The organism is Psychrobacter sp. Arc29 (genome assembly GCF_041431175.1).
Lineage (GTDB): Bacteria > Pseudomonadota > Gammaproteobacteria > Pseudomonadales > Moraxellaceae > Psychrobacter.
Map to the genome: position 1 here is coordinate 190869 of NZ_JASMRR010000002.1, position 13919 is coordinate 204787.

The window sequence follows — 13919 nt, forward strand, 5'->3', positions numbered from 1 at the left end:
TTTTTATTAAAATACCTGCCCTTACGCCAATGCGTGAGAATTGTCCTAGTTTGAGCTGATGCCTGTAATCTTGAGATATTACGGCTAAATACTAACACACAGCCAAACTAATGCCCTTATATCTCATCCTAATCGAGGAGTCTTCATGCCTGCAGTTAAGGTTAAAGAAAACGAACCAGTTGATATCGCTATCCGTCGTTTCAAGCGCGCTTGTGAAAAAGCTGGTGTATTATCAGACGTACGTAAGCGTGAGTTTTATGAAAAACCAACGCAAGTACGTAAGCGCAAAAAAGCTGCTGCCGTAAAGCGTTATAAGAAGAAATTACAACGCGAAACTATTCGTACTACTCGTATGTACTAATCAATAATCTGATTAGTTAAGTACAAGTGCTACACTAACGCCACTGTTATCCATCGATATCAGTGGCGTTTTTTATGCTACAATTTTCGTTGTTACTGCTGACGCAATTTTTTATTAAAGCCCGCTCTCAGCAGGTTTTACCCCAAAAAAACTCATTAAACAGTACCTAACAAATAGCATTTAACAAACGAATAAGGATAATAGCAGTGAGCCAACTTAAACAGACGTTATCAGACAACATCAAAGTTTCAATGAAAGCTCGTGAGCTTGAGCGTGTCAAAATACTGCGCAACGTACAGTCAGTGGTCAAACAAATTGAGATTGATCGTCAAACAGAGCTTGATGACGCGCAAGTATTAGAAGTGCTACAAAAGCAGCTCAAACAACGTCAAGAGTCGCTCACTATTTTTACTGAAAATGGCCGTGATGATTTGGCGACCAAAGAGCAGTTTGAAATTGATATTATCAATGAGTTTATGCCGCAGCAAATGAGTCATGATGAAATCATGACATTGGTCAACGCTGAAATCGCAGAGCAAGGTGCCACTTCTATGCGTGATATGGGCAGCGTGATGGGTGTACTGAAAAACAAGACCGCTGGTCGCGCTGATCCTGCGTTGATCTCTAAAATGGTTAAAGACGCGTTACAAGGCTAATTTTTCATTTTGGGTAGCAAACGGTATATGAGCTGCTATTACTGAGAATGATGTCGTCAAGCGCACCCGTTATTGTACAAAAAACTGACTATTTACAAACCGCCTAAGGCTCAAAGTCTTTGGCGGTTTTTATTGCTTTGATTTCTGCATTGATATTGGCTAGCAACGGGCGCGCACTATTGCTTTGTGCTGTGGCTTGTAGGTTTTCAGTCAATTGCTTGGCCTGCGTCAGTGATGTCAGCGCACTCTCATAGCGCCCATTCCAAAGTTGATCATAACTGCGATAACGCAACGCGTTGATCGTTGCAATATTAGCCAGTTGTGGTGACGTTGCAGTTTTAGCGAGCTTTTCATTAGCAAGCTGCAGACTTTGCCATGCATAGCGATCGCTTGGTTGTTGCTCTGTGAGTGGTTTTAGCAGTGCTTGTGCCCTTGATGGCTGATTGCTATTGGTCAGTGCTTCCGCCAAATATAGGCGTAAGTCACGGCGCTCAGGATACAGACGCTGCTGACTCTCTAAAATATCTGCGGCTTGTTGCCATTTGCCTTGTTCACTTAAAAGCTGACTATGAGTAATCGATAGCAAAGGTTCTAGGCTTTGACGCTGCGTATTTGGGAGTTTATGTATCTCAGCCAATACCTCATTAGCCTCTTTGATGCGCTGCTGTTCTCCATACCAGCTCATTAAAGCAAGTTTGGCACCCAGACTATTCTTAGCAGCGGTTGTGAGCGTCACTTCAGAAGCATGTTTGCCAGTAATTTGTACACGCCAATAGAGCAAATCAAACAAGGCTTGATGGCGCTGCTGCTGGCTCAATGACAGTGTGGGATACTGCCCAGCACGGCTCTGCGACTCACTCAGTCGCTCATCACTGAGTGGGTGCGAGCGCACAAAGCTTGGTAAAAAGCGATTTTCAACCTGATTGAGCTGGCTTTGTTGATTCATCGTGGCAAAAAATCGTGGCATTGCCCTAGGGTCATAGCCTGCCTGAGTCATGATTTGCATCCCTACTCGGTCAGCCTCGCGCTCGTTGTTACGGCTAAAAGCCATGCTGCTATTCATAGAAGCTGTCTGGCTACCCGCCATTACAGCCGCCGCCGCATCACCATCGACTGCTGATGCGGCAATCGCAGCCAACATACCGCCTACTTGCATCAGTAAGGCTTTTTTGCGCTCGTCTGCGCTGTGCTCATAGTGCCGTTGACTGATGTGCGCGACTTCATGGGCGATGACACTTGCCAACTCATCCATACTTTTGGCGGCCAATATCGTCCCTGTATTGATCCCGATGACTCCACCAGGTGCGGCAAAGGCATTGATGCTAGGATTATCAAGGATAACTAAGCCAAGTGGTGCTTGCTGACGGGCTTGGGCATTCAATCGCCATGTCATGTCTTTTACCGTCTCTTGCACCCAAGGGTCGTGCTCCATTTTGACACGACCATTGATGTTCTGTAACGACCACTCACCCAGCATTTTGTTTTGATACTGCTCAGCAAAGCTCAGTCCTTGCCCGCGCAAATTGGGTAGCTCTAACGATTGTGACTCTACTGTTTTCCATGAATGATTGGCAAATGGCATAGCTTGGCTGTCATCACCATCCTTGCTATGAGCACTTGTAGCGATTACCAGCAGTGTCACTGATAGTCCGATTTTGATACTATTTGAAAAAGATAAAACCACAGATTTGCGGCTATCTGTTTGCCCAAATAGTTTAGATAGCGAGCTTTCCGACAGCTTATTTAACGAATGGCTGGTGGCTTTAGCAAGTCGTGGCGGTCTATTAGCGTGGTACAAATTCGTATCCTATCAGATTGTTGACGACGTCTTTTTGACTATACGAGCTTGTTTGTATAAGGTCAATTCTACTATGTGCTTAGCTACCAATCACTCAGCCACCCGTCACGATTGTGCAACATGACTGTGTGATTCTAATGAACCGAACATGACGTTGATTATATTCAAATGCAATTATACATCGGCTATTTGGTATAATGGCTAAACACAATAATAGTAAGCTCATGGTTGCCGTAAATATATTTACGGTAATCAAGAATAATTGTTAGAGCCTTTTTTGATAAAAAAACCAAAATATTGATACTTGTAAGGTTTGTATTATGTCCGCTGATAGCCAATTACCAATTAAACGTGCATCACACTCTATTTACTTATCAGCGAGCTTATCCGATCCAGAGCAGCAAGAGATCAGTCATCTGTTAGACTTATTGCCAGTAGAGAATGGTGGCTCAGATGTTGACACTGAGACGAAAACAGATAAAGAGCAACCTTTACTAAATATCAAGCGTTTAGTCGATGGTCGCGGGCTTGCATGCCCAATGCCACTGTTGAAAACCAAAGTTGCGTTACGTGATGTAGCCGCTGGTGAATCATTATATGTGGTCGCGACGGATCCTAATTCGCAAGCTGATATCACAGCGTTTTGTCGTCAGAGTCAGCAAACACAGACAAACGACTACTTAGCGTTAATCGTCAACGAAGTTACTGATTTGTCAGGCAATAGCACATCATTGCAGCGTTTCGCTACAATATATCACTTCATCATTACCAAAACTGATAGCAACTAAACGCTGCTGTCCTTTACAATTACAACTATAGAGATTTTTATCTGACTATTTGCTTAACTATTTAACCAAGGTCAAGAATATGGCTACTACTACTTCTGATGCTGCGAATGCGAATAAAAAAGACAGCACAGCTCCTATAAAAAACGATGCGCGCGATGCTGCACTAAAGGCAGCTGCACAGCGCCCACCTTATGACGCCAGTACGTTAGAGAATACCAGTACACGTGATTTGGTGCCGGCAATGCCAACCCATTTGTCAGCGCCAGGGGTCAATTTGGGTGCGTACATTAATACTGTTCATCAAATCCCTATCTTGACTACTGTACAAGAGCAAGAACTCGCCCATCGCTATTATGATGAAGGCGATGTTGAAGCAGCACGTCTGCTGGTGATGTCGCATCTGCGTTTTGTTATTCATATTGCACGTAGCTACTCAGGTTATGGACTGCCACAAGCTGATTTAATCCAAGAAGGTAATCTGGGACTGATGAAAGCGGTCAAACGTTTCGATCCCAATAAAGGTGTGCGCTTGGTGTCTTTTGCTGTACATTGGATCAAAGCTGAAATTCACGAATTTGTCATCCGTAACTGGCGCATCGTAAAAGTCGCAACCACCAAAGCACATCGCAAGTTATTCTTTAACTTACGTAGTTTAAAGAAAACCAATAATCAGCTCACGCTAGAAGAAGCAGACGCAATTGCCAAAGACTTGAATGTTACGCGCAAGCAAGTGCTAGAGATGGAGTCGCGCCTGACCTCTTATGATGCCTCATTTGAAGCACAGTCAAGTGACGATGATGATGGTCGTTATGCACCGCAGCTGTTTTTGGAAGATGGCATTGATCCTGCTGAACAGTTGGAAGAAGAAGACTGGGAAGAAAACAACTCATCAGCGTTGATCGCTGCTATGGGGACATTAGACGACCGTTCACGCGATATCGTTGAGCAGCGTTGGCTCTCTGAGCAAAAGTCCACTTTGCACGAGCTAGCAGCGGTTTACTCTATCTCGGCTGAACGTGTCCGTCAGATCGAAAAAAACGCGATGGACAAAATCCGCGATGCCATGACCATTGATAGCGTGATCTTGCCAGATGACATTCAGTAGCTCTAAAAAAATACGAGTTTTGCCATGCTAAACTGGATCGGTATTGCCGCAATTAATATGGCTATTGCTGTCGCTTTGGGTGCATTTGGTGCTCATGGTTTAGAAAGCATGGTCAGTGCACAACAGCTTGAATGGTGGCATACCGCGACGCTGTATTTGTTCATACATGCGCTGGGTCTATTAGTCGTGGGCCTACTGATACGCTTAAAATATACCACTCAAACTACGGCTTGGTTATTGCAAATCGGTATTATTATATTTGCCGGTAGTCTGTATGCTATGACGCTTGGGGCACCGCGCTGGTTTGGTGCGATTACGCCCATTGGCGGGGTTCTTATGATTGCAGGTTGGTTGTGGCTTGCTATCTCTACATTTCGACTTGAGAGCTCAATGGATTAATCCATTCTACTCATACTTGCCGAAAATTGATTGATGTTATGAGTATAGATACAAATAGTCGCCTATAAGATTCAAAGCACCTATATTTCGATTAATACAAGAGGACGGCTAATATAAGGAATTTCAAATTATTAAGGAGGATTGTATATGAGCACCATTAGTGTTAATGGTAAAAACTTACAAACCACTCATCAGACAGTACAATTAGTCATCAATGAACTTGGACTCAGTCAAGGACGCTATGCCGTCGAAGTAGATGGTGACCTGATACCAAAAAGTGAGCTGGCTCAATTGCGTATTGAAGAGGGTATGAATATAGAGGTAGTACAGGCTGTGGGCGGAGGCTGATTTTTTATATTTCAGTCTGTCATTAGTTTTTATTAATTATGAAGTCTTAACCGCATCATTAGAGAAGTACTAAAAAAGACCTCAACGTGTCAAACGTTCGAGGTCTTTTTTCTTTTGTAAATCACCAATGAATGAAATAGCTGTTTGTCAAATTTCTTATTTTTTAGCTTGTTCAGACGCTCTTGATGATCTGATTGCCTACTTAATCAACGTGATTCAAACGTATCATTAAGCTGCTGGTACTGCTTCAGCAGGAGTGGTGTCTTGATAGCGCTCATCACGCCCAGCACCCTGAGTCTTTTTGCGCTCTTGACGGGTTTTGTACTTGCGTACTTGTCTATCAAGTTTGTCTGCCATCTCGTTAATGGCTTTATACATATCATCTTCTAATGCTTGGACAAACATTTCTTGACCTGAGACGCGCATAATTGCTTCAGCTTTATGGCTTTTTTTACCGCCATCATTTGCGCCGCTATTGTCTAGTGATAATATCACTTTAATACTCTGTATCTGATCAAAGTGTCGCTCTACTTTTTCAAGCTTTTCACGAACTGCTGTGTCCATAGCTTCGGTAACACTGATATGGTGACCACTGATAGAAACATTCATATTATTGTCCTTGTATTTGTAACTTACATTCAACAGATGAAGTCGCATTCCTGCTCTTATCATCCTGCCTTACCAATAATTCATCTAATGCCTCTAGTAAGATTTCGACGTATCCTTTTATCGTCTCCTTTATTCATTATAAGTAAATACTATAGATTGGCACTTAGATTTCGTTGTTGGTATGACTCTAATTTGTCATGAAAGAGAGATAGTAGCAAGACGTTAAATTGTAATTAAGTGTAACAATACCTGTTGTTTCTATCATGTTTCTATATAATCAAAAAATTTTATTTTTTATATCTTGCTACAGAAATATCAATGATTACTCAATATCTTTATAGATAGCTGTATTTAAACGATTAATACTTCTGTTTGCGCTGAGTGGATGAGCCAATATTCATGGCTTCACGATATTTGGCAACGGTTCTTCTGGCAATATCGATACCGTCTGCCAATAACTCTTTTTGAATACGGCTATCCGATAGCGGTTTTTTGGGATCTTCATCAGCGATTAGCTTTTTAATCATGGCACTGATGGCCGTTGATGAGATATCGCCATCCGAACTGCTGACGTGAGAAGAAAAAAAGTGCTTTAGTGAAAATAGTCCTTGCGGTGTCAAAATCGTCTTACTGGTAGTGAGACGTGAAACGGTGGACTCGTGTAAATCCACTTCTTCTGCGATTGCCTTTAGGATAAGTGGTTGCATGGCCGTCGCACCGTGCTGCAAAAACTCCTGCTGATAACGCACAATACTGGTTGCTACTTTTAATAGGTTTTGGTTACGCTCTTCAATACTGCGGATAAAGAGGCGCGCATCGGTGAGGTTTTCGCGTAGATATTGGTTGTCCGGGCTGTCATCACCGCGTTTGACTAAATTGGCATATTCTTGGTTGACCCGCAGCTTCGGCAAGGTATCAGGATTGAGGCGTACATGCCAACCATCTTCTAGTGCCTCAGCATTGGTAGTGGCTTTACGACTCCTAATAGGTGTGACTAACACATCTGGAATATCGTAACTGTCGGGCTGCTGGGTATAATCAGGCTGGTTGATCTGAAAGAGTAATCCGGGTGAAGGGTTTAAGGTACGCAGTAAGGTAAGCGCAGGGGTGATTTTCTCAGGGGCAAGTCCTGTCCGTTCAGTAAGCGCTTTGATATTGTTACTGACTAGATGCTCGCCCGCCGTTAGCAGCGCTTTTGCTTCTTCAAGATATTGGGTATTGGCATCTAGCTTGGACAATTGAATCGCTAGACACTCACTCAAATGACGTGCGCCAACGCCAATCGGATCGCAAGATTGAATCATACGCAACACGGCCATGACCTCGTCGTACTCAACGCGTTCATCCCACTGATAAAAGTTGGCCATGGTATCAAAGCTCTGTAGCAACTCATCGATATCAATTCGTATGAAACCCATGTCATCCATAGAGTCCATCAAATACTCTGCAATCAGGGTGTCCGCTTCTGATAGACGCTTAAAATTGAGCTGCCAACGTACGTGATCTTGGATAGTCGACGAAGTACCGCCCTGATAACTATCAAAATCCTCATCGCCTCTATTATTGCCTGCGCCTGTTGATGTCGAAGCGTAATTATCTTTATCAAAGCTGCTAGCATCGAAGCTATCAGTGTCAAAACTGCTGTCACTATCCATCGCCCCGTCATCAATACTAGATTGCTGCAGTTTCTCCCAACTGTCAGTGCTATCGTCACCATAGTCTGTATGGTTATCAGATCCTGCGCTAGATGCGTCACTGCTGCTTTGGTTCCAGCTATCAAGTGTTAATGACTCACTTAGCTCATCTGCTCTATCGTCACGGTTACTCTCGTACTCGTCATCATCTTCTTCGATACGTTCAAGCAGCGGATTACTATCCAGTTTGGCTTGAACCTCTTGTGCGAGCTCAAGACTAGAGAGCTGCAGCAATTTAATGGCTTGCTGCATTTGCGGTGTCAGTTTTTGTGAGGTGCTTAGCGTGCTCGCCAATCCGAATGACATACTCATGGGCGGCTTATTACACTCCAATTTTGGTGATATTATATTTATTTTGCCAATTGAGGCCGTGACATAACCTAATCAGGACATGACGATAGCATTTTTTGTGACAATTTTGCTACGATAATTTATATTCTACCCAGATACGATTGGTATGTTTCTTATATAAACCTATCACTTTTATCTCAATAGCCAACCAATAAATATGAATGGCCTGTTCACGATCATCAAAATTTTATTATAAAAATAACGTAATGAGCGACCATCAATACTCAACATTTACGGAGAATATTGTCATGCATGACCAAACAAATATCCCTCAATTTAGCACAGCTGCCATTCAAATGAACAGTCAGCAAGACATCGATAGCAATTTAGCGAATATAAAAGCGGCGATCATTGATGCCAAATCGCAAGGTGCTGAACTCGTTGTCGTACCTGAAAACTGCTGTAGCATGGGCCAGCAGTTTGCGACTGCAGAGCGTTTTGACGCGCTCTCAGCGACGATGGCAGAGTATGCCCGCACTCATAATATATATCTACTGGCAGGCTCACTGCCTTGCCCTTATCGGCCTGATGGCATGGTCGTTCCTGATGGTCGGCTACGCCAAGTTAGTCAGTTGTTTGCGCCAGATGGGTCGCGAGTGGCTCGCTACGACAAGATCCATCTGTTCACCGCGACCGTGGCCGACAAGCAAGGCAGCTACAATGAAGCGGCGACGTTTGAGCCGGGCACGCAGACCGTGGTTGCGCCTCTTGAGTCCGGCGACACTGTCTATCAGTTGGGTATGATGGTCTGTTTTGATTTGCGTTTTCCTGCTCTAGCGCAGCGCTTACGTCAAGCAGGTGCTGATATATTAAGCGCACCTTCTGCTTTTACTTATCTGACTGGGCAAGCGCATTGGTCGCTATTATTACAGGCACGTGCTTTGGACAGTCAGTGTATGGTGATTGGGGCAGCACAGGGCGGCGATCATGCGTATAAAGATGGCAATACTCGCCAGACGTGGGGACATACCGCCATTACTGCTTTTGACGGCAGCGTTATTGCGAGTCATGATAGCAGTGAGCTAAATCTGTCTACGACATCTGACATAGATAAAGGATACGCCATCGTCATGGCATCGTTAGACAAGCAAGCTCAAGTGCAAGGTCGACAGAAATTACCTATCTTTGATTGTCACCGTTTGGCGTAACTTAGGAAGTAACATAGATTACTTAAACCGTAAACTACTTAATTAGGTAGGATTTTCATCATTTTGAGTGTGGGTCGCTCGCGGATGAGCGCGGTCATATACTTGGGTCAATTTGGCAAAATCAACATGGGTATAAATTTGCGTGGTGCTGATATCGCTATGCCCTAACATCTCCTGCACCGCACGCAAGTCACCACTACCTGACAGCATGTGTGAGGCAAAGCAATGACGCAGTAGATGTGGATACATGTTTTGTGCAATACCTGCGCGAGTAGCAGCAACCTTCAAACGCTGCTGTACTGCTCGCGTCGATAGTCTGGTGCCGAGTTTTTCGCTAATGAACAAGGCATTGTCCATCTGCTCAACCCATAGATTGCGATGCGGAAGATAGCGCGTTATCGCCTCTGCTGCCTTTGCGCCTAATGGTACTAAGCGGGTTTTATTACCCTTACCAGTAACGCGCACCCGAAAATCAGACAAGTCCACATCAGCCATATCGAGTGCGACCAACTCGCCAACACGTAGACCACTACTATAGAGCAGCTCAAACATGGCTTTATCACGCAACCACAAGCGCGCCTGCTCTGGTGTATCAGGGATTTGTTGATCCAATAATTGCGTCAATAAATCCACATCAGCAATCGAAGGTAATGGTCTAGGGCTACGCTTGAGCTGATAGCCAGTCGTTGGATTGATACGCGCCAAATCCTCCTCTATGAGCCAACCATAAAAATGCCGAATCGCTGACAGCTCTTGCTGAACGCTAGCAAGCGCAAGCTTGTCTTCATCGAGGCGCTGACTAATATGCTGAGCCAATTGGCGCTTATCACAGCGCGTCCACGTCAGACGCTTACCGCGCAAGAACAATGCTAATTGGTTTAAGCCAGCAAAATAAGCAGTCAGCGTATGCGGCGAATGGTTGCGCACAGACAGCGTATTGAGCCAACGATGGACAGGTGCTAATAAAGCTCGTAGCGCGGCATCTGACTCTATACTTGCTGCCAGCTCGGCTGATAGCCAAGGTGCCGTTTGCGTTGTCTGACCATCTTGATGAGTGGACATAACCATATCAGAAGCACCCATGTTATTGATATCATTTGTCTAACGACAGATATCAGCCTTCAGAACTTGGCTTAATACCTACTTGCGCCATCAAACCATCTGGACTAAAGACCCCTTCATAAACAAAAGCAGTCGGACCTGTCATCATAACTGAATAGCCTGGCTGCCACTTGATGATCATGCTGCCACCATAGAGCTGCGCGCGCACTTCTTCGCCTTCGTCGAGCCAGCCCTCTCTTATACCGACTGCAACTGCTGCACAGGCGCCCGTGCCGCAAGCTTGCGTCTCGCCCACGCCGCGCTCATACACACGCAGACGAATATGACGCTGGTTCATCACTTGCATGAAGCCCACGTTGACGCGATCTGGAAATGCTGGATGGGACTCAATGGCCTTGCCTAACGTTTCAACTTCGGCGTCCAGCACGTCATCAACTTTAATAACAGCATGTGGGTTGCCCATATTGGCGACATATAGCTGCACAGGCGTGCCATTTACATCTAGGTGATAAGTGTTTTGGATTTTGGTCGTGGCTCTTGGGCTAAAGGGTATCTCATTTGGCTCAAACTTGGGCTTACCCATGTCGACTTCTACCCAACCAAACCGATCAGTAGTCAAAGAGATAATGCCACTCGCCGTCTCAACACGCAGACGCTGCTTAAATGATAGCTTGCGCGCTTGGACAAAACGAGCGAAACAGCGCGCACCATTGCCGCATTGCTCCACCTCGGTACCATCCGTGTTAAAAATACGGTAACTAAAATCAACATCGGGGCGCATCGGTGGCTCGACCACGAGCAACTGATCAAAGCCAATACCTAGGTGACGATCTCCCAATAACTCTACCAACTCCTTGGTCAAATCTAAGCGCTGGGTCACCAAATCGATAACCATAAAATCATTGCCCAACCCATGCATTTTAGTAAACTCTATTAGCATATCTTTGATGTCCTATCCTATTTTTATGTATGGCTTATATTAGCACGCTGTCAGTTACAATCATAATTATCACCGCTATCAAATACCAACTTATCGTTATACTTCAAACTTGATATACACCATTCGAGTTTGCCATAAAAAACCCACCGTTATCATCACGGTGGGTTTTATTTATTGTGCAAAAACAGTTTCAGTGTTGGCTGTTTTATTTATCCTGCCACAATATTTCGTCAGCATACAATGCTTCAACCGTTTCACGTTTGCGGATGAGCTGATGGTTATTACCTGACACCATCACTTCGCTGGCACGCGGACGCGAGTTGTAATTACTACTCATGGTAAAGCCATAAGCACCCGCGCCTGTCATAGCCAGCACATCACCTTCAGCAAGTGATAGTAAGCGGTCTTTTGCTAAGAAATCCCCTGTCTCACAAATCGCGCCAACGATGTCCCACGGCTTTGTACCATTTGTATCAATGCCATCGCTCGGCAATGTACTTGGAATCACGGCCATTTCAGCTTGATATAAAGCAGGACGAATCAAGTCGTTCATCGCGGCATCGACGATCGCAAAGTTTTTATGCTCAGTCGGCTTGAGTACATCGACTTGCGTCAATAGCACGCCAGCATTGGCAACGATACTACGACCCGGCTCAAAGAATACAGTCAAACCAAGCTCGCTCAATTTTGGCAATAAAGCCTCGGCAAACTCATCGATAGACACGGGCGTCTCATCAATATAACGCACGCCTAGACCGCCACCCAAATCAATGTGACGCAGCTCAATACCATGATCACGCAGGCTATGTATCAGCTCAATAACTTTATCTAGTGCGGCGACAAACGGCGCGACTTCAGTCAGCTGCGAGCCAATGTGACAATCAATACCAACGATATCAATATGCGATAAATCCGCCGCTTGCTGATAGACCGCTAGGGCGTCTTCGTGAGTAATACCGAACTTGTTGTCTTTAAGACCCGTTGAGATATACGGATGCGTCTTGGCATCGACATTTGGATTGACGCGTAATGAGATTGGCGCACGCTTATCAAGTGCTGCCGCTACCTCGTTAATCAAGGTCAACTCACTGACTGACTCGACATTAAAGCAGCCAATACCTTGGGTCAGTGCATATTCGATATCGCCATAAGTTTTGCCAACGCCTGAGAAGACAACGCGCGCCGCCTCGCCACCTGCAGCCAGTACGCGCATCAGCTCACCACGAGAGACAATATCAAACCCAGCGCCTGCCTGCGCTAACACCCCAAGCACTGCAAGATTCGAGTTTGCTTTTACCGCATAGCATACCTGATGATTGAGACTGGCGAAGCTATCGGTATAGGCTTTATAAACATCCAGTATCGCCTGCTTTGAGTAGACATAGCATGGCGTACCATATTGTTTTGCCAACTCATCAACACTGACCTGCTCCATATATAGTGCATCGTCGCGATAGCTCAACGCGGGCAGATGAGCGCTTAACGCTTTAGGATCAACATATAGACCTTGCTCAGTTTGGATAGTGACAGATTCACCATTGGCAGAATCGGTTACGTCAGCAGGTAGTTCAGAATGACTCATATAAACATCTCTAATATAATCAGGGTATCAAGGGTAAGAATAAAAGTTTAAGTTAATAATCGTTAGGGTCGGTACTCGGCTCAGGCAGTATTTGCTGCTCATCTAAATAGTCGTTTTTCTCATAAGTATCATCATCAATACCTGCAAAAGCGGCATCTTGTGGGTTACTTGTACTACTCAGTACAGACGAGCTACCCTCTATCGTTTGGCTACTGGAGTCGGCTAAGTACAAAGCGCCTTTTTGTCCGCAGCCTGACAACCCTACCATCATCGCACTGCCAATGACTAAAGCAGTAATGGCGCGGCGACTGACAAGTCTCCATAAGGCGATATGCCCAGTTTCTGATGAGCGAGGTATAGTAGACATAAAGTGGATAACCTGTGAGCGTGTAGCGGTGTAAGTGCGATAAAAAATCGTGATAAATAAAGAGCGAAAAAGGCAGCCCAAAAATAGCCAATATCAAAGTTTTAATCATAGCATTATGACACAAAGCTGTACGCATACTGAACAGCATTGGCTAATAAATTTGGCTCATAGCGGGGATTGGTTTGATGCTTTTATCATAATTTACTGACGATATCGCTTGATAATCTGCGCATAAAAACGTGTCTGATAGGTATTTAGACAATATTTCTTACAATTTTTGATATTCACAAGGCAGCTCTACAACAGCCAATAATCAATGGCTAAAGTACATAGGAGCCACTAGCTATAACAGATGTACCAATATTTTGAACGCTTGATAGACAACAATTTTAAACCTTACCGTTATCGCGGTATAGCTACAAAAATATGTTACATTATACCGCGACCTTACGGCTATGATGAGGCGCAGGCCTGCGATTCAGCGGTACTGCTATGTAGTGATAAGATAAAATTATCAGCCTCAGTATGACTAAGATCGATCATATACTTGTTTGATAGATCAGCATGGGTATGGCTAATTTTATGTTAAACACGATCAATCTATCATCACCTTAATATGAACACGATGCGATGTCAGTGTCGTTTTTATCATAGTAATCTGACGATATGATGATTTTCTACCTACAAAAACCCACCTATAAAAACCAATCT

The 13919-nt window shown here is 44.5% G+C and carries 14 protein-coding genes; 7 read left to right on the forward strand and 7 right to left on the reverse strand.

Features of this window, described 5'->3' with window-relative positions; all coding sequences use genetic code 11:
• Positions 1-145: 145 nt before the first annotated feature.
• Together rpsU and QO189_RS03745 are read left to right on the forward strand one after the other, a co-directional pair.
• Positions 146-361, forward strand: coding sequence for a 30S ribosomal protein S21 (gene rpsU, locus QO189_RS03740; protein WP_010195908.1), 216 nt, complete (start codon positions 146-148; stop codon positions 359-361).
• Positions 362-567: 206 nt separating this feature from the next.
• On the forward strand, positions 568-1017 hold the full coding sequence (locus QO189_RS03745; protein ID WP_371531583.1) for a GatB/YqeY domain-containing protein: 450 nt from the start codon (positions 568-570) through the stop codon (positions 1015-1017).
• Positions 1018-1120: 103 nt separating this feature from the next.
• On the opposite strand, the gene QO189_RS03750 is transcribed toward QO189_RS03745, so the two are convergent.
• The gene (locus QO189_RS03750; protein ID WP_371531584.1) at positions 1121-2815 is read right to left on the reverse strand and encodes a M48 family metalloprotease; all 1695 of its coding nucleotides are present in this window, start codon (positions 2813-2815) and stop codon (positions 1121-1123) included.
• A gap of 320 nt (positions 2816-3135) precedes the next feature.
• On the opposite strand from QO189_RS03750, the gene QO189_RS03755 reads away from it, so the two are divergent.
• From QO189_RS03755 to thiS, 4 genes are all read left to right on the forward strand, one after another.
• Positions 3136-3603, forward strand: a complete 468-nt coding sequence (locus tag QO189_RS03755; protein ID WP_371531585.1) for a sulfurtransferase TusA family protein — start codon at positions 3136-3138, stop codon at positions 3601-3603.
• Positions 3604-3844: 241 nt separating this feature from the next.
• On the forward strand, positions 3845-4708 hold the full coding sequence (rpoH, locus tag QO189_RS03760; protein ID WP_201601468.1) for an RNA polymerase sigma factor RpoH: 864 nt from the start codon (positions 3845-3847) through the stop codon (positions 4706-4708).
• A 24-nt stretch (positions 4709-4732) separates the two neighbouring features.
• Positions 4733-5107: a DUF423 domain-containing protein gene (locus QO189_RS03765; RefSeq protein WP_371531586.1), complete on the forward strand. Its 375-nt coding sequence runs from the start codon at positions 4733-4735 to the stop codon at positions 5105-5107.
• A gap of 147 nt (positions 5108-5254) precedes the next feature.
• Positions 5255-5455 (forward strand): sulfur carrier protein ThiS, encoded by a 201-nt coding sequence (thiS, locus tag QO189_RS03770; RefSeq protein ID WP_201601386.1) that lies wholly within the window; start codon positions 5255-5257, stop codon positions 5453-5455.
• Positions 5456-5683: 228 nt separating this feature from the next.
• Here the strand turns inward: thiS and hpf are convergent, their stop codons facing one another.
• Both hpf and rpoN read right to left on the reverse strand, forming a co-directional pair.
• Positions 5684-6064, reverse strand: a complete 381-nt coding sequence (hpf, locus tag QO189_RS03775) for a ribosome hibernation-promoting factor, HPF/YfiA family (RefSeq protein ID WP_075105727.1) — start codon at positions 6062-6064, stop codon at positions 5684-5686.
• A 359-nt stretch (positions 6065-6423) separates the two neighbouring features.
• Positions 6424-8070: an RNA polymerase factor sigma-54 gene (rpoN, locus tag QO189_RS03780; RefSeq protein ID WP_371531587.1), complete on the reverse strand. Its 1647-nt coding sequence runs from the start codon at positions 8068-8070 to the stop codon at positions 6424-6426.
• 287 nt (positions 8071-8357) lie between these two features.
• Between rpoN and QO189_RS03785 the strand changes: the two genes are divergently transcribed.
• Positions 8358-9257: a nitrilase-related carbon-nitrogen hydrolase gene (locus QO189_RS03785; RefSeq protein ID WP_371531588.1), complete on the forward strand. Its 900-nt coding sequence runs from the start codon at positions 8358-8360 to the stop codon at positions 9255-9257.
• 42 nt (positions 9258-9299) lie between these two features.
• Here the strand turns inward: QO189_RS03785 and QO189_RS03790 are convergent, their stop codons facing one another.
• The 4 genes from QO189_RS03790 to QO189_RS03805 form a co-directional block, all read right to left on the reverse strand.
• A complete protein-coding gene (locus QO189_RS03790; protein WP_371531788.1) occupies positions 9300-10325 on the reverse strand; it encodes a tyrosine recombinase XerC in 1026 nt (341 codons plus the stop codon).
• A 46-nt stretch (positions 10326-10371) separates the two neighbouring features.
• A complete protein-coding gene (gene dapF, locus QO189_RS03795) occupies positions 10372-11259 on the reverse strand; it encodes a diaminopimelate epimerase (RefSeq protein WP_371531589.1) in 888 nt (295 codons plus the stop codon).
• A 205-nt stretch (positions 11260-11464) separates the two neighbouring features.
• Positions 11465-12841 (reverse strand): diaminopimelate decarboxylase, encoded by a 1377-nt coding sequence (gene lysA, locus QO189_RS03800; RefSeq protein ID WP_371531590.1) that lies wholly within the window; start codon positions 12839-12841, stop codon positions 11465-11467.
• Between the two features lie 52 nt (positions 12842-12893).
• On the reverse strand, positions 12894-13208 hold the full coding sequence (locus tag QO189_RS03805) for a lipoprotein (RefSeq protein WP_371531591.1): 315 nt from the start codon (positions 13206-13208) through the stop codon (positions 12894-12896).
• Between the last annotated feature and the right edge of the window lie 711 nt (positions 13209-13919).

Excerpts from the sequence above, each read along its gene's own strand:
- QO189_RS03790 (WP_371531788.1), bottom strand. The coding sequence starts at position 10,325 with ATGGTTATGTCCACTCATCAAGATGGTCAGACAACGCAAACGGCACCT.
- dapF (WP_371531589.1), bottom strand. The coding sequence starts at position 11,259 with ATGCTAATAGAGTTTACTAAAATGCATGGGTTGGGCAATGATTTTATG.
- QO189_RS03805 (WP_371531591.1), bottom strand. The coding sequence starts at position 13,208 with ATGTCTACTATACCTCGCTCATCAGAAACTGGGCATATCGCCTTATGG.
- hpf (WP_075105727.1), bottom strand. The coding sequence starts at position 6,064 with ATGAATGTTTCTATCAGTGGTCACCATATCAGTGTTACCGAAGCTATG.
- lysA (WP_371531590.1), bottom strand. The coding sequence starts at position 12,841 with ATGAGTCATTCTGAACTACCTGCTGACGTAACCGATTCTGCCAATGGT.
- thiS (WP_201601386.1), top strand. The coding sequence starts at position 5,255 with ATGAGCACCATTAGTGTTAATGGTAAAAACTTACAAACCACTCATCAG.
- QO189_RS03755 (WP_371531585.1), top strand. The coding sequence starts at position 3,136 with ATGTCCGCTGATAGCCAATTACCAATTAAACGTGCATCACACTCTATT.
- rpoN (WP_371531587.1), bottom strand. The coding sequence starts at position 8,070 with ATGAGTATGTCATTCGGATTGGCGAGCACGCTAAGCACCTCACAAAAA.
- rpsU (WP_010195908.1), top strand. The coding sequence starts at position 146 with ATGCCTGCAGTTAAGGTTAAAGAAAACGAACCAGTTGATATCGCTATC.
- QO189_RS03765 (WP_371531586.1), top strand. The coding sequence starts at position 4,733 with ATGCTAAACTGGATCGGTATTGCCGCAATTAATATGGCTATTGCTGTC.
- QO189_RS03785 (WP_371531588.1), top strand. The coding sequence starts at position 8,358 with ATGCATGACCAAACAAATATCCCTCAATTTAGCACAGCTGCCATTCAA.
- rpoH (WP_201601468.1), top strand. The coding sequence starts at position 3,845 with ATGCCAACCCATTTGTCAGCGCCAGGGGTCAATTTGGGTGCGTACATT.